Source organism: Rubritalea marina DSM 17716 (genome assembly GCF_000378105.1).
GTDB classification, from domain to species: Bacteria; Verrucomicrobiota; Verrucomicrobiia; order Verrucomicrobiales; family Akkermansiaceae; genus Rubritalea; species Rubritalea marina.
In genome coordinates this window covers 41,651-59,447 of record NZ_KB899253.1, presented here as the reverse complement: position 1 = coordinate 59,447, position 17,797 = coordinate 41,651, and the positions used below count along the sequence as shown (strand labels likewise).

The 17,797-nt window shown below is 54.3% G+C and carries 17 protein-coding genes; 3 read left to right on the top strand and 14 right to left on the bottom strand.

Annotated elements, in window-relative coordinates; genetic code table 11:
- The first annotated feature begins 4 nt into the window (after positions 1-4).
- The 3 genes from F454_RS0106905 to F454_RS0106895 all read left to right on the top strand — a co-directional run bounded on the left by F454_RS0106905 (position 5) and on the right by F454_RS0106895 (position 2,736).
- Positions 5-253: a hypothetical protein gene (locus F454_RS0106905; protein WP_018969911.1), complete on the top strand. Its 249-nt coding sequence runs from the start codon at positions 5-7 to the stop codon at positions 251-253.
- Between the two features lie 59 nt (positions 254-312).
- Complete coding sequence (locus F454_RS0106900; protein WP_018969910.1) at positions 313-891, top strand: PEP-CTERM sorting domain-containing protein; 579 nt, start codon at positions 313-315, stop codon at positions 889-891.
- A 207-nt stretch (positions 892-1,098) separates the two neighbouring features.
- Positions 1,099-2,736 carry a peptide chain release factor 3 gene (locus F454_RS0106895; protein WP_018969909.1) on the top strand — a complete coding sequence of 546 codons (1,638 nt, stop codon included), beginning with the start codon at positions 1,099-1,101 and terminating at the stop codon, positions 2,734-2,736.
- A gap of 135 nt (positions 2,737-2,871) precedes the next feature.
- Here the strand turns inward: F454_RS0106895 and F454_RS0106890 are convergent, their stop codons facing one another.
- The 14 genes from F454_RS0106890 to F454_RS0106825 form a co-directional block, all read right to left on the bottom strand.
- Positions 2,872-3,165, bottom strand: a complete 294-nt coding sequence (locus tag F454_RS0106890; protein WP_018969908.1) for a hypothetical protein — start codon at positions 3,163-3,165, stop codon at positions 2,872-2,874.
- Positions 3,166-3,235: 70 nt separating this feature from the next.
- Positions 3,236-3,691, bottom strand: coding sequence for a YehS family protein (locus F454_RS0106885; RefSeq protein ID WP_018969907.1), 456 nt, complete (start codon positions 3,689-3,691; stop codon positions 3,236-3,238).
- A gap of 63 nt (positions 3,692-3,754) precedes the next feature.
- Positions 3,755-5,260 carry a Na+/H+ antiporter NhaC family protein gene (locus F454_RS0106880; RefSeq protein ID WP_018969906.1) on the bottom strand — a complete coding sequence of 502 codons (1,506 nt, stop codon included), beginning with the start codon at positions 5,258-5,260 and terminating at the stop codon, positions 3,755-3,757.
- A 681-nt stretch (positions 5,261-5,941) separates the two neighbouring features.
- The gene (locus F454_RS0106875) at positions 5,942-6,271 is read right to left on the bottom strand and encodes a hypothetical protein (RefSeq protein ID WP_018969905.1); all 330 of its coding nucleotides are present in this window, start codon (positions 6,269-6,271) and stop codon (positions 5,942-5,944) included.
- Between the two features lie 318 nt (positions 6,272-6,589).
- On the bottom strand, positions 6,590-7,888 hold the full coding sequence (locus F454_RS0106870; RefSeq protein ID WP_083912918.1) for a BatD family protein: 1,299 nt from the start codon (positions 7,886-7,888) through the stop codon (positions 6,590-6,592).
- The gene (locus F454_RS0106865; protein ID WP_018969903.1) at positions 7,885-8,577 is read right to left on the bottom strand and encodes a tetratricopeptide repeat protein; all 693 of its coding nucleotides are present in this window, start codon (positions 8,575-8,577) and stop codon (positions 7,885-7,887) included. The genes F454_RS0106870 and F454_RS0106865 overlap by 4 nt, the downstream gene beginning before the upstream one ends.
- A complete protein-coding gene (locus tag F454_RS0106860; protein WP_018969902.1) occupies positions 8,571-9,545 on the bottom strand; it encodes a vWA domain-containing protein in 975 nt (324 codons plus the stop codon). The genes F454_RS0106865 and F454_RS0106860 overlap by 7 nt, the downstream gene beginning before the upstream one ends.
- Complete coding sequence (locus tag F454_RS0106855; RefSeq protein WP_018969901.1) at positions 9,538-10,530, bottom strand: vWA domain-containing protein; 993 nt, start codon at positions 10,528-10,530, stop codon at positions 9,538-9,540. The genes F454_RS0106860 and F454_RS0106855 overlap by 8 nt, the downstream gene beginning before the upstream one ends.
- Positions 10,523-11,029, bottom strand: coding sequence for a DUF4381 domain-containing protein (locus F454_RS0106850; protein WP_018969900.1), 507 nt, complete (start codon positions 11,027-11,029; stop codon positions 10,523-10,525). Before F454_RS0106850 ends, F454_RS0106855 begins: the two co-directional genes overlap by 8 nt.
- Entirely contained in the window at positions 11,026-11,991 is a 966-nt protein-coding gene (locus tag F454_RS0106845) for a DUF58 domain-containing protein (protein WP_018969899.1), read from the bottom strand. Before F454_RS0106845 ends, F454_RS0106850 begins: the two co-directional genes overlap by 4 nt.
- A complete protein-coding gene (locus tag F454_RS0106840) occupies positions 11,988-12,962 on the bottom strand; it encodes an AAA family ATPase (protein WP_018969898.1) in 975 nt (324 codons plus the stop codon). Before F454_RS0106840 ends, F454_RS0106845 begins: the two co-directional genes overlap by 4 nt.
- 32 nt (positions 12,963-12,994) lie before the next feature.
- Entirely contained in the window at positions 12,995-14,524 is a 1,530-nt protein-coding gene (locus tag F454_RS0106835) for a DUF1214 domain-containing protein (protein WP_033367583.1), read from the bottom strand.
- Positions 14,525-14,529: 5 nt separating this feature from the next.
- Positions 14,530-16,050 carry a DUF1254 domain-containing protein gene (locus F454_RS0106830; protein ID WP_018969896.1) on the bottom strand — a complete coding sequence of 507 codons (1,521 nt, stop codon included), beginning with the start codon at positions 16,048-16,050 and terminating at the stop codon, positions 14,530-14,532.
- A gap of 45 nt (positions 16,051-16,095) precedes the next feature.
- Positions 16,096-17,619, bottom strand: a complete 1,524-nt coding sequence (locus F454_RS0106825; RefSeq protein ID WP_018969895.1) for a DUF1254 domain-containing protein — start codon at positions 17,617-17,619, stop codon at positions 16,096-16,098.
- Positions 17,620-17,797 lie beyond the last annotated feature (178 nt).

Here is a 17,797-nt window from a genome sequence, read left to right as displayed (position 1 = left end):
ATTCATGAAGGCAACACCGATTCAGATACGCAAGCCTTGGCCAGATGAAATACCTCGCCTAAAGCCCCTCATCGCCGACATCCCCATTACTGAAACCACACAGATTCGCATTGCTCTTTCAGGTAAATACCAACGCATCATCGGCGTGGCCCTTTCCAGCGAATCCATGGAAAAACCTATCACTCGTCTAAAGAAGAGATTTGATATTCCTGATATTTCTGAAGAATTAATCAACTCATTCATAACAGATTAACATTGAATAACTAACACCGAACATGTAATATGGTAGAGTGAATTAAACCTCCATATTATATGAATTATCCCTCCATCAAAAATATTGCCCTCACAGGTCTAACTGTGACTGGCTCTCAAGCAACCGCTGCGATCATTTATACAGACATTGCAGATCTAACCTTAACATTCCAAAACGGTGATGAACTCTATATCGATTTCACCAACCAATCAGCGGTTATCCAAGCCAGTAGCGTACCTAGTGCTGAAATCTTCATTGCCGACTACAGCTCTGATGACTTCACCATCGAAAGCCCACAATCCCAGATTGCTAGAACTGGATCTAACTTATTAGAATACTCTGCTGGAGATATCATCGGTTCAGGAAGTAGCTTCGGTGCATATGGTGACGTCCGAGATGGTAGCACCTTTGACACCAGCACCGGTCAGTATGCCGGAGTACGTCTAGACAGCGGCAACAACTATGGTTGGATTCAATTAAGCTTCGATGCTGCCGCGAATACTATCACGGTATACGATTTTGCCTATGACGACTCAGGCACACCTATTGCTGCAGGTGCAGGAGCCATTCCTGAACCATCCTCAGCCGCTCTACTCTTAGTTGGTTCTGCCGCAGCTCTCAAAAGGCGCCGCAAGTAATTCGCGCCCATGCTGGCACCTCTCAAGCAGAAAATTAGGGCATCGCCGATGGCCTAGGCTGGTTGCAGATGATTCCAGCACTGCCATGCCATAGTTGTCTCAGAATTGACCACTCAGCCTGTCAAAGACACACACATTTCCCTCCAACACATTCGCTCATAAACTGTCATTGCTTATTCGGTCACTTCGCGTTACCGCTTCCATGTTTTGACAAATTCAGCCACTACTAGCTCAGTTCCCGCTGCAGCCGCCCGCGAAATTTCTCGTCGTAGAACCTTCGCCATTATCTCGCACCCGGATGCAGGTAAGACCACACTCACCGAGAAGCTCTTGCTCTATGGTGGTGCCATTGGTTTGGCAGGTAGTGTCACTTCTAAAAAAGAACAACAATCCACCTCCAGTGACTGGATGAGCATGGAAAAGGAACGTGGCATCTCGGTGTCTTCCACCGTGCTACAGTTCGAGTACAATGGCAGCTGCGTCAACCTGCTAGACACTCCTGGTCACCACGACTTCTCTGAAGACACCTACCGCGTGCTCTCCGCTGTGGATGCGGCGGTCATGGTCATCGATGCCGGTAAAGGGATCGAGGCGCAGACCCTCAAACTTTTCGATGTGTGTCGCCGCCGTGGCGTCCCGATCTTTGTCTTCATCAACAAGATGGACCGCCCGACTCGCCCACCACTTGAGCTGCTAGACGAGCTCGAGACCGTGCTCAAGCTCGCACCAGCGCCGGTCAACTGGCCACTCGGCGATGGTCCACGCTTCCGCGGAATCTACGACCGCCAAAAAGCCGAAGTCAACCTCTTCGAGAAGACTGCACACGGCGCCTTCAAGGCCCCGCTTGAAGTGGCTGGAATCGAAGATGACGCGGTCCGCGAAACACTCGGTGACGACCTCTACGAGACCGTGACCCAGGAAGTGGAAATGATCAATGAGCTCACCGCACCACTCGACATCGAACAAGTGCTCGCGGGCGAACAAATGCCAATCTACTTCGGCAGTGCCATGAACAACTTTGGTGTCCAGAACATGCTCGAAAGCTTCCTATCCATGGCTCCAGCCCCCACTGGTCGAGTCAGCAAAGAAGCAATGGTGCCGCCTACCAACAAAGACTTCTCCGGCTTCGTCTTCAAGATCCAAGCCAACATGAACCCGAAGCACCGCGACCGCGCCGTCTTCGTACGCATCGTCTCCGGCGTCTTCGAGCGCGACATGCAGGTCATCGACCAACGCTCTGGCAAAAAGGTACGCCTCGCCAATGCTCAAAAACTCTTCGGCCAAGGCCGCGAAACTCTCGACACCGCCTACGCAGGCGATGTCCTTGCCCTCGTGGGGAACTACAACTTCCTCATCGGCGACACCCTCACCAGCGACCCCAACATCGTCTACAAAGAGATGCCACGCTTCACTCCAGAGTGCTTCGCCTACATCCTCAATAGCGACACCTCCGCGGTCAAACGCTACCGTTCCGGCATGGAGCAGCTCATGAAAGAAGGCGTGGCTCAGGCCTACACCGTGCATGGTAGCTCCCAAGCAGTGCCAATGTTAGGCGCCGTCGGCCCACTCCAGTTCGAGGTCCTCCAAGAACGACTTCGCACCGAGTACAAGGTCGAAACCAGACTCGAAAGCCCACCGTGGTCGGTCGTCCAATGGTTCAAAGAAAATGAGCCCGACACCATGAGACGCCCGCAGGACCCACCGAAAGTACAACTTCCATCCGGCGCCGCCGTCGCACGCGATCAAGATGGCAATTGGGTCGTCCTACTTTCCTCCAAGTACATGGTCACCGTCCTCCACGACCGCAACGAACACCTCACCTTCCGCGACCACGCCACCGAGTAACTGGTCGGGCTGCGCCCTCGGATGAGGAATGATCAGTTAGGAATGTTTGCGAGATGAAACCCAGGGTTCCATCATGCTGGCCTGAAAAGCTGGTGCCTGCACACGGAACTCTCCAGCCAAAGGCGGACAACGTACTTATTGTTCTTTCTGCATCAGAGCGGCGAGCTGGCTCGCCTTCTCCAAGATCACTGCGGTGTCGCAACCGTGTGAATAGTAGTTTTTGAGAAGCATGGCAATCATGCTCGGAGTGAGCTGGTATGGCTTTGTGGAAAGAGTGTCGCGCAGGCTTTGCTTTTCGTTGTCGCGCAAGATCACAATCGCTTGCTCGTAGAATTCCTTCGGGATCGACTTCTCGATATCCTCCTGAAGCTTCTTAGGGGTGGACTTAGGAAAACCGAATGAGCTTGTTGCGTTTTGTTGTTCTGACATATCGAATGGAGCGGTACACCACATCCCCAAAGAGTCAACCACTCATCAAAACAGCAGCCGGCATCTTACATCAGCTTTGCTGACCAAGACCATGGATAAACTTGCGCAGGACCTGTTCCGGGCACTTGGCGTACTTGGCGTGGCTTTCCTTGCGGAAGAACGAACCAAGCTCAGCCTTGGTCACCACAAAGTCCGCATTCTTGAAGACCTCCATCATCCCGTCTTCTCCTAGAGAGAGCGCCACCCTGAGTTTTTTTAGGATCTCATTGGTCGAGATAAATTCCTGCACTACTGGCTTAGATCCATCCGGACGCGGCCCACGTTTTTCGATCACCAGACCGTCTAGAAATTGGCACAACTCGGGATCCAAGAATTTCACAAGCTCAGGGTCATCCTCACGCTTCAACCACGAGCTCAGCTGCGCAGCACTCGGCTCGGTGCCGGCATGTTGCATTATGTTAGCGATCTGAACATTGCTGTAATTGAATGCATAGCGTAGGCGGCGCAGGATATCGTTGTTTGTCATACTGACACGCACGCTGGGTCTCACGCCTATGGCTGACAAGAACAATCTCAAATGCCAGACGGCTCAGCGAGCACTTGAGCGCCGACTCAGTGCGAACACAAGCAGGGACAACACAGCGCCAATGGCGAGAGTGGAGAACCCTGGGTTTAAACCCAAAGCCATCATCGCGTAGGCCAATGATGCCGCCAGCGCCGCAATCAAAGCGTACGGAAGCTGGGTCGCCACGTGCGAGCTCGGGCTACACCCGGTCGCCAGAGCCGTCACAATGGTGGTGTCAGAAAATGGGCTGCAGTTGTCGCCAAACACCGCACCACCGAACACCGCACCAATCACCATCGGCAGATAAGCGCCCAACGCGTCGGCGGGCATCTCCGCCCCCAGCTCCAGCGCCACGGGCAAAGACAAGGGCATCAGCAAGCCCATCGTCCCCCACGACGAACCAGTCAAAAACGAGGTCACTGCCCCCACCAAAAAGACCGCGAGTGGCAACCATGGCAAGGCCACATTCCCACCCAGCAATTGGCTCAAACTCTGCGCCACCTCCAGTTCCTTGAACACCGAACCTAGGGTCCAGGCAAACACCAGCACCAACAAGGCCGGCAACAATGCCGCCGCACCATCCACCACATGCTTGCCCAGTTCAGCCCGTCCTTGCTTGGGGAAACAAGCACAAGCCACCAACAAAGAAATGCTAGCTCCCACCACCATGGCTTGCGGCACCGCGCTGCTAGAAAACGCATTCCGCCACGACCATTGATCGCCATCCTGCCAAAGAAAAATCACCCCAGGGATCGCCACCAACAAGGATGCCAAAGGCCACAACACGGAGCCAAGCGAGGCACCTGCGGGCTCAAGTTCCTCAGACACGGGCACCACTTCCAGCTGGTACTTGCGCATCGGCCCGATCCACCAAGCCCGCCAGATCACCATCCACAAAACTAACAGAACCATCCAGCAATACGGGTTCGCGGGGATCGATCTAATAAACAACTCAGCCGAGCTCAGCCCCAGCCCAGCCCCCGCTACCCCTTGTTCGATCAATGAAAGCTGGGTCGCAATCCACGTCGAAATAAAGGCAATGCAGGCCACCGCCGAGCTAGTGGAATCAATCACGTAGGCCAACATCTGACGCGACACCCGCAGCGCATCGGTCACAGGGCGCGCCACGCGCCCGACTAAAATCGCATTTGCCAAGCCATCAAAAAAACACAAACACCCTAGGCCGTAGGTGCTGAAAAGCGCCCTGCGTTGGCCAGCACCCTCGCTCACCGATCCATCGCCCATCAGCATCTCCAACAACTTGCGAAAGCCACCAGATCGCTCCAGCACCTGAGCGAAGCTCCCCAAAATCAAGGTGAAAATGATCGGTCCAATATGCCAAACCCCCGAAATCGAAGGGAATAGATGGTCCACCAATAACCCCTTAGAAGCCAACAAGACATTGCCACTATGAAGGATCAACACCCCCACCACAGAGGCTAACAACAAGGAAAGCGCCGCTCGTTTCGTGATCAATATCGTCGCCAGTGCCACCACCGCTGGCACCAACAAATAGTAGCTTTCAAGCATGCAAATCACACTAACAAACTCCCACCAAAAACGCACTGATATATTTAGGGCGGCCTGAAGGCCGCGGTTTTAGGTATTAGGATTTAGCTTATTAAGGCCAGACACGATGAAAAGCAATGAAACCCAAAGCTCGCTTTCTTCTGCCGCAAAAAGGCACAAAAACCCGCAAAAGGTAGATGGCTAGAACTACAAACTTTATGAAAACCTAGGGTGCCTCGTGCCGCCCCGAACACGGAACACGGAACACGGAACACGGAACACGGAACACGGAACACGGAACACGGAACACGGAACACGGAACACGGAACACAGAACACGGAACACTTCGCACTCCGGTCAAAGGCTGGCCAAAACCCAGGGTTCCTCCATACCTAGCTACCTAGTTGTGAACTCCTAACCGAGAACCGGATACTTCACAGAAGGTGAAAAAGGTTTTATTCTGTCTGAGAAGAGACTTTTTCGCTGAAAGCGAAATCCATATCAGCCTAGGGTCAGGCGAAGCCGCAACCCTAGGTTCACGTATAAAAAGAACCGTAGGCTGAAAGCCTACTACATAAGGCTCAAGTCACATATGCTTATCGCAGACAGACTAGTTTATGATGCAACAACCGATAACTTTCATGCTCTGCTAAAGCTCCGGTGAGAGGCTATCTTTGGGATCTACAAAGTTAGTTTATTACGTCAGTCTTGATCTAGTATAGGTATGTTTAGCTTCTCGAAGTCGTCTTCGTTAGTATCGTCAGGCATAGGGCGAAGGATGAGCCTAACGACAAAAGGAGCTTCTTCAAATAATTCTCCAGCTTTAGGGTTATCGTTTACCTTAAGGCTTGGCCATGCAGATTCAGGTATAGGAAACATATGTGGTTCTTGAGATCTTTCGACGAAGAACTGCTCATCTTCGTATCGAGCAACTCCAAAAAGAACAGCACTCCCGCCAGAGTTGCCATCGACATCGTGTACGAAGATAGCGATATCTTTTCCTTTTATGGTTCGAGGGTGGATCGTCTTCATGCTAATCAGTTGAGTACACCCGCCGCACATTTGTTCGGTCGGAGTGCCGCGTACACACTAACAGCCCCCCTGATTTGAATGAAAGATTTTTGTATCTTCCGATCCAATTCGCAAACGGTTCAGTGTTGCGCAATCAATACATCGCACCCCTAACAATGAGGAACCCTAGGTTTCATCATGCTGGGCTGTGAACTGCTAACTGAGAACTGGCAACTTCACCAAAGGTGAAAACCCTAGGTTTCATCATGCTGGTCTGAAAAACTGAACACTGAATACTGAATACTCCAGCCAAAGGCTGCCCTAAAGCTGGCCACACACCTACTCTGAGCACCCTGGGTTTAGTTCTAGCTTGTTGCTTTCGCGCTGTTGCGTTTTGGGCGCTTTGCTGAGCTGCCACAGGAATTTCACTTCACTCGGCTCGGGTACTTTCCCGCTACCAAAGGCATGTGCCATGAGGGCCTCGGAGGCCGCCAACATGCGTGGGTCGTGCTGGCAGGCGGCACGAAGTTCCCAGCTACTGAGCTCCGCCATTTGTTGGTACAACAACTCCAGACAACGATGGCTGTTCTGGGCCTCGGCGGCTTGCATGAACGCAGCACGGTCTTGGCGCTTGCGCCGCGCGGCTTGGAGCGACTCACGCACCTGGGCTATGCGCAGCGATCCATGTGTCCTGCGCGCCAGCAGATAGGCCGACACCATCAGCAAAGCAGCCAATCCGGCATACCACCAAGTTGCCGCATTGCGAGGTGCTGCATCGGCACTGCGATCGGCTGAAACTGGTGGCCCCGAGACTTGGAGAATCCGCTCAGCAAAATCGATGCGCTCCACCGATTGGCTTTGAAGGTTAAACCAATGAATCTGCTCTTCTGGTATCGTGAAGCTACCGCCTCCCTTGAAGGTAAAGACCACGCGTTCTTCGCGCGTCCCTTGTAGCGCGCCACCGACCTCTTGGTCGTCCACCAATGCTGGGGCTTGGTAGACGTAGATGCCATCGAAGTCGATGCGGGCGGACTCTGGGATCGCCATCGCGGGCGCGCCCTTGATCGTGAATTTGCGCACTCTGGTGACGGCATCGCCGACCTCATAGGATTCTTGCTCACTCTCCCAAGATTCTTCAACATCAAATGCCGTTGCCGCCACCCAAGAATCCAGCCCCTCGGTACCCGGAGCTGGGACAATTTGAATCGCTGGGACAGTCAATTTGAGTGCCCCTTTCACCTCGCCGTGAGCTTCCGTTTCAACAGAGATGAAGGTGGTCAATTCTGGAAAACCTAGGGTTCCCTCGTGTTCGGCATGCACTTGGTAGCGCCATGTCTGAAACTTCCAGCTCACACCTTCACGGCGCCGCGTCTCGTTCTTGGCGGTCTTGCTCATGCGTCGCACCAAGGTCGTGGGCACGGTGAAGTCGCGCACTCGGATACTGCCATTGAATCGATCTGGGGTTCCCACTTCGATCACGATTTCGACGGGAGCTTTGCGGTAGTGCGGTGCTGGCGTGGCGACGAGCGCACGCGCCTCGAGCTTGCCAGCACTCAGTAGCCCCTCAATCGTCTCGGCCGAGACCATTTGAGCCATGACCATGATCAACAAAAACCCAACTATCTTTCTGTGCTTCATTCTTGTTCCTGGTTTTCCTTGCTCGCTTCCTTCTCACTCTGCGCCAATTGCATGTAGAACTTGGTGGTGATAAATTCTGATGGATCGCGCTGGATCTGACGCAGCCACATCTCTGTGAGCCCCGGGTCCTGCAGCAACTGTTCGGCGCTGTACTGATCAAGCTTCCCTGCGCCTTGCTTGCCACTGCCGTCGGAGGATTCTGATCCCTCGCCAGGCTTCTTGCCCGATTGGTTTTCTTTCTTTTGCCGAGTCTCCGCCATGTCCGCGGTGGCCTGAATCAAGGCCTGCATGATCGGAATATTTTTGGCAGGAGCCGGGTGCTGTGGGAATTGTTTGGCCAGCTTCTCATAGAGTTCCAAAGCCGCGTAATAGCCACCCGAATGCGCCAGAGCATTGGCACGGGCAAACAAAGATGCCTCATCTTGGTATTGTGAAAAATACTGCTCCGCCGCTTCGAAGTCCTCGTTGGCATAGAGGCTGAAACCCTTCCAGCGTGGGTCGGCAAAAGCACGCGAGGCCTTCTCATAATCGCCCAAGCGAAACCACAGCCTGCCCTGTTGATCTGGGCTCAACCACAGGTTCAAAAAGGACTGTGGGAATGCCAAGCCCCAAACAATGGCGGACACCACCGCCAGCGCAAGCACCCTGCGTTTGTGCGCTCCCAAGCGCTCTATGATTGAGCCTACCATTTGAGTGACCACCCCTTTCTAAACCAAAGTAAAAACAGCAAGGCAATCGGCCAAACAAGGTAATAGCCACCATCCACCCACGGACGTGAACTATCACCGCTGAGCGCGTAATGCCGATCAATCTGCTGCAACACCTGAGTCACGTCTTCATCGTCTAAAGTGACTCTCTGATAGGCTCCACCCCCTGCTTCGGCCAGCGCGATCAAGCCGGCTTCATTCAGCGGCAGCGCGGCACTTTTCAGCCCCCTTGCCGCGTCCTGGTCGAGCTCAGCCTGAGTTTTCCCCATCCCCCAGACAATCAGCTGAATCCCCGCTCCATCGAGCTGGCTGCGAAAGGCTTCCACGGATTTCTCGGTAGCACCATCGGCCACAATGAGGAGCGTCCCACCACCCTCGGCCAGCAAGTCACGAGCCATCGGCAGAATCAACTCCGGCGCCTTCCCAGACTTCGGCAACATCCCCACTTGCAGCGCCTCTAGGTAGTGCAAAAGGATGCTGGCATCATCGGTCAGGGGGAGGACCGTGTGAGCCGAGCCCGCGTAAGCTAACAAGGCAGTGTTGGCATCGCCGCGCGCTTGAGAGAGTTCTAAAATTTTGCTGCGTGCCCGTTGCAAGCGATTCGGCTGAAGGTCCTCGGAGCCCATCGACTCCCCGAGGTCCACCGCGACCACGAGTGAGGCGGAGTCAACCGCAAAGGGTGACTCGCCACGGGTCCAGCTCGGCCCAGCCAATGCCACTACCAACATTGGCAGCACCACCAAGGACACCCACAAGGGAGAGATCAGTTGGCGCTGGCTCCCCTGCACCACAAGATGGGGCAACAAGTGCGGCGCAATCACGCCCTTCCACTGGCGCTCCAGATCACCCGACCGCCATTGCAACATGCTGATCAAGGCAAAGGGGATCAACAAAAGGAACCAAGCTGGTCGCAAAAAATGCAAGGTCTCAATGAATGCCAACTCAGTCATGGTTCACCCTCCGTTTGTGACGCGCAGCCCACACAAAGAATGGCATCGATAGAATGTACAGCAGCGCGAATGCGGCCAAGGGCACATGAAACATCGTCTGACGAGGACGGTACGACAGGCTGTCGTAGCGCGCGGGCTCAAGCGCGTCGATGCGTTGGTAAATCTCGCTCAGGCTCTCGCGGTTGGTCGCCACAAAATTGCTCCCCCCCGTGCCGCGAGCCACAGCCTCCAGAGTTTCCATGTCTAGCGCATCTTCCCCCACCGTCGTTGGATCTCCGACCGCCACGGTGTAGATGGTCACGTCCTCCACCTTCGCCACCTTTGCGGCATCCAGTGGTGGCACCTTGCTGCCGGTGTCATTGCCATCCGTCAGCACGATCAGCACCCTATGTTCGGTTTTTGATTGGCGAAAGTGCGAAATAGAAAGGCCAATGGCGTCCCCCAGCGCCGTGCTCGGCCCCGCCATGTTGACAATGCTTTCGTCCAATAGCTTCAGCCATGCCGCGTGGTCATCAGTGAAGGGTGCCTGAATGTAGGCGGCAGAGCCAAAGACGATCAAGCCCAAGCGATCCCCCTCACGCCCGGCCACAAAGTCGGCCAAGACCTCCTTCGCCACCGTCAAGCGATCGACCTTTTCACCCGCTGCATCGCTGAAATCTGTGGCTTCCATCGATCCGGATAAATCCACTGCCAGCATCAGGTCGCGCGCCGTTTTCTCGAGTTTGACTGGCTCACCCACCCATTCTGGGCGCGCTAGAGCAGTCACTAACAAACACCAACCCAACAAGCTAGCCACCGCTTGGATCACCAAACGTCGGCGAATGCTCGCGCCCACGCGCGGGGTTTCCCCACTCAAGGCCGCCAAGCGTTGGAAGTATGGAACCTGCAATGAATCACGGCTTTCACGGTGCGATGGCACCAACCAGTAGATGCATGCCGGAGCAAGCAAGAGCAGGAACGCCCAAGGATGTGTAAACTCAATCATGGGGTCGTTGATGGTGTTGAATCCAATCCTCCAAGGCCTGGATCACGCTGTCGGTGTCCATCCCCCCAATCGTATCCAGTGGCGCATAGGCCAGCTGCTGCAGCGCCTCCACGGGCACCGGCACTCGCCCTGGGCTGAGTTCCTCGAGCGCCACAGCATAGCCGTCGCCCTCAAGCCCCGCAAATTGATCACGCCCAGCGGCTGCGATTGCCGTGGCCCTTAGCAAGGGAGCCAGCTCGCGCACGGCTCCAAAATCGCCAGCGGCGAGACCTTGCTCGATCGAGCTCAATTGCTCCAATGCTTCACGGCGGTATTGATCGCGCAAGTAACGCTGCCGACGCCTCCAAAAGCCCCTGAGCACAAGCCCAATCAGGACAAGGCACAAGATCCACCATCCTGGGGTGCTGGGCACCAGAGACACGGGCTCGGGGAACTCCAGCTCCACCAACCCGCGCAGTGATTCATTGCCCCAGTCTGCTTCAAATACTTTACCACTCATGCTGGTGCTCCCATGGCTCGGAGCAACTGCTGCAGCGGGTCGTCCACGGTGTTCATTTCAATCAATGGTAGGTCAAAGCGCTGCAGCGCCTCACGCATGTGTCGCAGGTGCTTGAGGTAGCTTTCCTCAAACCGTTGCTGCAAGGTTTCACGCGACCCCGTCACAACAATCTGCATTTCCCCATCAGAAACCACGAGCTCTTTCAAATTCGGCAGCAAGGTCTCGGCTGGATCAAACACATTCATGGTGATCACATCGTTGTGCTGAGAGAGAAGCTTGAGCATTTCGTCGCTGCCACCATTCCAACCAAATCCATCCCCAATATAGATCACCAGTGCATTGTGAGTGACCCTCCTCATGAGCGAGTCGAGCGCGACATTGAGTTGTCCAGCATTCGCTCGGGAGCCAGCACGCAGCGAGGCATTGGATGCCTCCAGACAGCTCAGAATATCGATCACGCCCTCACGGCTGCGACGCGGGGTAAAGTGGTGGCAATGTTGGTCATCAAAGATCAAGGCACCGACGCGGTCGCTTTCGCCCACCACGCGCCAGGCTAACAAGGCCGCAAGCTCCGCCGTCACCGCAGACTTCATCGCCCGTTGGCTGCCAAAAAACATGCTCACCCTCTGGTCTACCAGAAGATAGACTTGGCGCTCTTTTTCCTCGGTGTAGACGCGGACGTGGGGTTTTCCGGTGCGGTTGGTCACTTTCCAATCCATGGTACGGATGTCATCGCCCGGCCGGTAGTGCCGCAGTTCCTCGAAATTGAGTCCACGCCCACGCAGGCGTGACGCGTTGCGTCCACTCATGATGCTCTCGGCAGGCTGGCGCGGCAGCAACGAGAACCCTCTCGCAGAAAATTCTAATGCGCGCAGATGTGCCAGGCTCGCGGCGACGCGGTCATCCTGCGTCTCCCCGTGCTGGCTGGCTTGCGCCCCGAACCATTTGCCCTTTTGCTTCATGCAGCCGTCACCTTCTTCAGAATCTCATCAATCACATCGTCGGTCGTGACCGACTCGGCCAAGGCGTCGTAACTGAGAATCAAGCGGTGTCGAAGCACGCCATGCGCTACTCCTCGCACATCGTCAGGTGTCACAAAATCACGGCCCTCCAGCCAAGCTGCAGCACGAGCACACTTATCCAATGCGATGCTTGCTCGCGGGCTTGCACCCACGCGGATCCAATCCTTCAAGCGAGAATCCTCATAGCGCGCGGGGTCACGGGTCGCCATGATCAAGGCCACAATGTATTGGTCAATATTCTTAGAAACCGTCGTAGCCGCCACTTGCTCACGCGCTGCGAATACCACCTCTTGAGAAAAGCTAGGTTCCTCAACGGCATCGCCAGCTTCCTCGCCACGGACAAGGCGGATGATCGCCTCTTCGGCAGTATCATCCGGGTAATCCACGTTGGTTTTCATGATGAAACGATCCATCTGAGCCTCCGGAAGCGGGTAGGTCCCTTCCTGCTCGATGGGATTCTGAGTAGCTAAGACCATGAACAAGGGAGGTAGCTGGTAGCTTTTGCCCGCCACCGTCACGGTCCGTTCCTCCATCGCTTCCAGAAGCGCGGCTTGGACCTTCGCTGGAGCGCGGTTGATTTCATCCGCGAGTACGATGTTGTTAAAAATAGGTCCCTGCTGGAACTGCAGCATCTGCCGCCCTTCCACTTCTTGGTAGACCTCATTGCCCGTCACATCGGATGGCAACAAGTCAGGGGTGAACTGGATGCGCCCAAGCTCAGCCGTCAGACAACGAGCCAAGGATTTGACGGAACGCGTCTTTGCCGTTCCGGGCAGCCCTTCCAGCAAAACATTGCCATTCGTCAAGAGAGCGAGAAGCAAGGTCTTGACCACATGGTCCTGGCCAATCACCACACGGTTGATGGCGTCGTTGAGCTCTTGGAAGGCTTTTAAGTTCGAGTCGATCTGCATAGTAGATTTTGAATTAGTGAGAGTGATACGAGCTATTTGGAGATGTTCTCGACGTCATTGAGCATCCAGGTCTTGAACCAATCTTTGCTAGCGGGACGGTAGAGGCGGAATAGGAAGAACCAATCATTGGCATTTGTCGCACTTTCAGTGGTCACCCAGTTCGCTTCGTAGCCTTTGGGAACCTTGTCCAGATTGGGAGCGTAGTAGACATCCACGGAACCATCTTTGTTCTTCACCATCTTCTCCAAGTCTTTGGTAGAAGCACCGACTCGGTCCACGCCACGGTTGAAGTTCTTGGTCTCCATGTTGTAGACGATCGCCGACCAAAAATCTTTGGCGGGCACGTCTGCTGGGACATTCAATTTGTAGGTGTCCTTGCCATTGAGCATGTTGCCATCTGAATCTCGTAGCCCCGTTAGGTAGAATGTGGCACCACCGAGCTTGTTCGGCAAGAAGGTGACGTAGAAGTATGAGGCCGCTCGTTTATCGATCAGAATTTCCTCACCATCTTCAAACGGGAAGCCTAACTGCGCCTGAGAACCAAAGTTCCAGAACGACCACTGAGAAAGCTTCTTGCCGTCCTTCACCCACAATGGAGCAACCGTTTCGCCCTCAGTGACGAACTTCTTCTGCATGTAAGAATAGGCCAGCTCAAGCCCTTCAAGTGCTGCTTTCTTCTGAGTTTCTGTTGGTTTGAATGCCTCGCCTTTTTTGATGCCTATGCTTTGGAGCATCGAATAAATCGCGCGGTCCTTCTCACGAATCGGGTTGTTCTGCACCACATCATTGATGTCTTCAATGAAGCTCATGTTGTAGTACGGCAGACAATCGTAAGCTAAGCCTGTCACGTCCAAATACTTGGTTGGTTCGACCTCGCCTTTGAGCGCGTCTGAGAGAGCGTAGACTTTAATCCCTTTCGCATGCTGACCCGCATCCGCGTGACTGGCACCGTTCAACAATGTGGGCCGAAACGAGTAGGAAGCGTCATGGCCATCCATGCCCGGCACGATGATGAAGCCTTTGGCTTCGAGCTCTTTCGCGGATCCATGTTGGCCGTCATAGTTGGGTGGTAAGAACAGGTATTTGCCGCCCTTCCCTTGGTCAGCACCTTTAGAACCGACATCCACCATCGGAACATGCCAAGCGGAGATGAACGAACCAAAGTAGTCGATTTTGTCGCTCATGGGTGGCACTTCCACCACCACAGCACCCTTTTTAGTCGATAAAGAACCCCACGCATAAGCGGTGGTGTCGTTGGCAGTGAGGAAACCTTTGTCGGAACCAAACGGCTTCGTGACAAAGTTCACGGTGCCGTAATCACCACCCACTCGCCTCGTCGCCTTGATGAAGTCTACCTGAGCAACAGCCGGCATGTAGTAGATCGCGGCTTGGGTAGCACGCTGCACCATGATGTCGTACTCGATGTTCGCGTGTTGCTTCGAACGAGCCAAGATATCACCAGTGTCGTTAAACCCTTGGTCGGTAGGCGTGACTGCCATTGAGCTTGACGCGATCAAGCCTAGCATTCCCGCCACTGAGCATGCGGTTCTATGTTTACGCATCCGTTCTAATTCGTCTTGATGATTTCACTAGGGCGCCAAGTTTGGTCGATCCAAGCCTTCTTCGGGCTATACATCCTAAGGATGGTGAACCAGCTCTTGCCTGGCACAGTCTGCACCCAGTTTTTCTCAAATCCTGGAGGCGGCTTGGGAGCATAGTAGAGATCGATGGATCCATCTTTGTTGTAGCGGAGGCCGTCTTGGAGGCTGTCCACCCCAGCATTCTTCTGATCCGTCTGCAACATCGAGCGGGTCTGGGTGTCGTAGATCGTCACCGCCCAGAAGTTCTCAATCGGAGCATCCTTCGGCAAGGTGATCTTGTAGGTCTTGCTACCATCGAAGGGCTTCTTGTCGCCATCGAGGAAGGCAATGCCATAATCCGAACCCGTGCCTTCACGCGGCGCCGCCATGGCGGGAGTCACTGCGGTGTATGGGTAGTGGAACATCACACGCGCATCCGTATTCATGGTGCCGCCATCTTCGCCATTGAAGTGCACGTTGCGTCCCATGTAGGCCATGTTCCAAGCACTGCCAGTGTCTGGGTAGATTTGCGCACCAGACATGTTCTTGTCGATGCGTGGGTACCAAACGATCGAACGAGCCTGGGCATTGCCGATGGCCACCCCATCTTTAAGAATTGCCTTCATGCGTTCGTCGGGCTTGAACTCCTTGCCCTTCTCGATACCTAAAGAGGCAAACAACCCGCGCACCTCGGGGGTGAACAATCCGGCTGCTTCATACTGAATCACCTCATTCAGGTGATGGTAGAACTCCGCATTGTTGTAATGAATCGTGTTGAAGTCCTTGTCCGAGCCACTGAACCACTCCATCTTCGGCGGCTTGGCGGCATCCGCTAGCTTGTAGACCTTGAGATTCTCTTTCACGTCCTGCACCGCAGCGGCGACATCATCCGGAGCTTTGCTCTTTGGCGTCTTGCGCAGGAAAACCCACAAGCGGTTGGTCTTGGGACGGTAAACCTTGTAGCCCTCTGGCACCTCACCTTCGTAGCCAGGCGGCAGGAACAGGTATTTCCCTCCCGTGATGTTCTCGACAAATCGGAAGTTGGCGTCATTAGCAGCACCAAGCAATCCCTTGGGCGCGTCCACCACGGTTGGACCATCGCGCTTCAAGTCCAGATCCGGAACGACATACACAGTTGCGCTATTGCCAGTGAGGAACAAGGATTTGGCATTCATCAAGCCATCGAAGATCATCACTTGGTTGTGCTCCACAGCACCAAGCGAATGAGCACCTTCAATCAAGGCCGCCACTGAGGCAGCCGGCATCCCCTTGAGAAAGGCATCCGCCGCGCGAGCGGTGTCCATAAAGTCGTAGACTTTGTCCGCAGTCTCGCGAGAGGGAACGCCATCGGTGAAGTCAAGTTCACCAAGCGAGGTCTCCACTTTGTCAGGGGTGATGATCCCCGCGGGGATCTCGGTGGTGTATTTGAATGTGTCTTCAGCCAAGCTCGTGGCTGAGAGGGCGCCGAATGCCAGCAGGCAAAGCGAATGGGTGGTTTGTTTTTTCATGATGAATGGTGGGTTTGTGACTTGTGCGTCCTGGTGATGGATCGATTAGTTGGTTTTGATGACTTCGCTCGGGCGCCAGGTCTGGTCGATCCACGCCTTGAGTGGGCTGTACATCCGGAGGATGGTGAACCAGCTCTTGCCCGGAATCGTCTGTACCCAGTTTTTCTCAAATCCAGGAGGCGCCTTAGGGGCAAAGTAAATGTCGATTGATCCATCCTTGTTGTAGCGCAGTCCGTCTTGGAGGCTATCAACACCGCAGGCCTCTTGGTCGGTCTGTAGCATCGAACGGGTCTGAGTATCATAAATCGTCACTGCCCAGAAGTTTGCCATCGGGGCGTCCTTCGGCAGGGTGACTTTGTACGTCTTGCTGCCATCGAAAGGATTCTTATCACCGTCGAGGTAAATACAGCCATAGTCCGAACCAGTCCCCTCGCGAGGTGTCGCCATCGCAGGAGTCACGCCAGTGTAGGGGTAGTGGAAACTCACTCGAGCATCAGTATTCATGGTCACGCCATCTTTACCGCTGAAGTGCACATTGCGCTCGGGGTAGCCCATATTCCAGGCACTGCCGGTATCTGGGTAAATCTGGACACCTCCCATGTTCATGTCGACGCGTGGGTACCAAACGATCGAACGTGCCTGCGCATTGCCAATCGCCACGCCGTCTTTCAAAATCGCCTTCATCCGCTCATCCGGCTTGAATGGTTTCCCTTTCTCGATGCCAAGCGAGGCATACAAACCTCGAATCTCTGGGCTGAGTAGCCCCGGTGCCTCGTAGTCGATCACCTCATGCATGTGATCGTAGAACTCAGCATTGTTGTAGTGGATCGTGTTGTAGGCTTTTCCAGTCCCGCTGATCCATTCCATCTCCGGTGGATTCGACGCCTTGGATAAAGGATACACTTTGAGACCATCACGAACAAACTGGGCTGCAGCCGCGACATCCTCAGGGGATTTGCTCTTCGGTGACTTGCGCAGGAACACCCACAAACGATAAGTCTCAGGACGCAACACCGTGTAGCCCTCAGGCACCTCACCTTCGTAACCGGGCGGTAGGAATAGGTACTTGCCCCCAGTGATATTCTCAACAAATCGGAAAAACCCGTCGTTGGCTGCCCCTAGCATGCCTTTGGCAGCCTCCACCACGGTCGGCCCATCTCGCTTGAGATCCAAATCAGGGAAGGTGTAGACGGTCGATGTGTTCGCGGTCAGGAAGAGAGACTTGGAATCCATCAACTTATCAAAGAGAACGACTTGGTGCGCCTCTACCGCACCTTGAGAGTGATTGCCCTCCAACATCGCTGCGATCGATGCCGCTGGCATGCCCTTGAGAAAAGCATCCGCCGCACGAGCCGTGTCCATAAAGTCGTAGGCCTTTTCCGCAGTCTCGCGCGATGGTACCCCGTCGGTGAAATCGAGTTCGCCAATCGAGGTCTCCACTTTGTCTGGGGTGATGATCCCCGCGGGTATCTCCGTGGTGTATTTGAATGAATCTTGAGCAGTCGCGGTGCTAAGGCTAACACCTAGCGACATCAAGAAGAGGGAAGGAAGGGTTTTAATTTTCATCATAAATCTATCAGGTTTTTCAATAGTTGTTAGTTCATTCACCCTCATGGTTCATGGCTCTAAAATCAACATATCACCATTAACAGGATTTCAAATCTAAGCAAGGTTTTGATAGCCTACCTCGGATAAAACTAACAATTAAAACTAATATCTGAGAGACAACAAAGTAGGCGGGCGAACT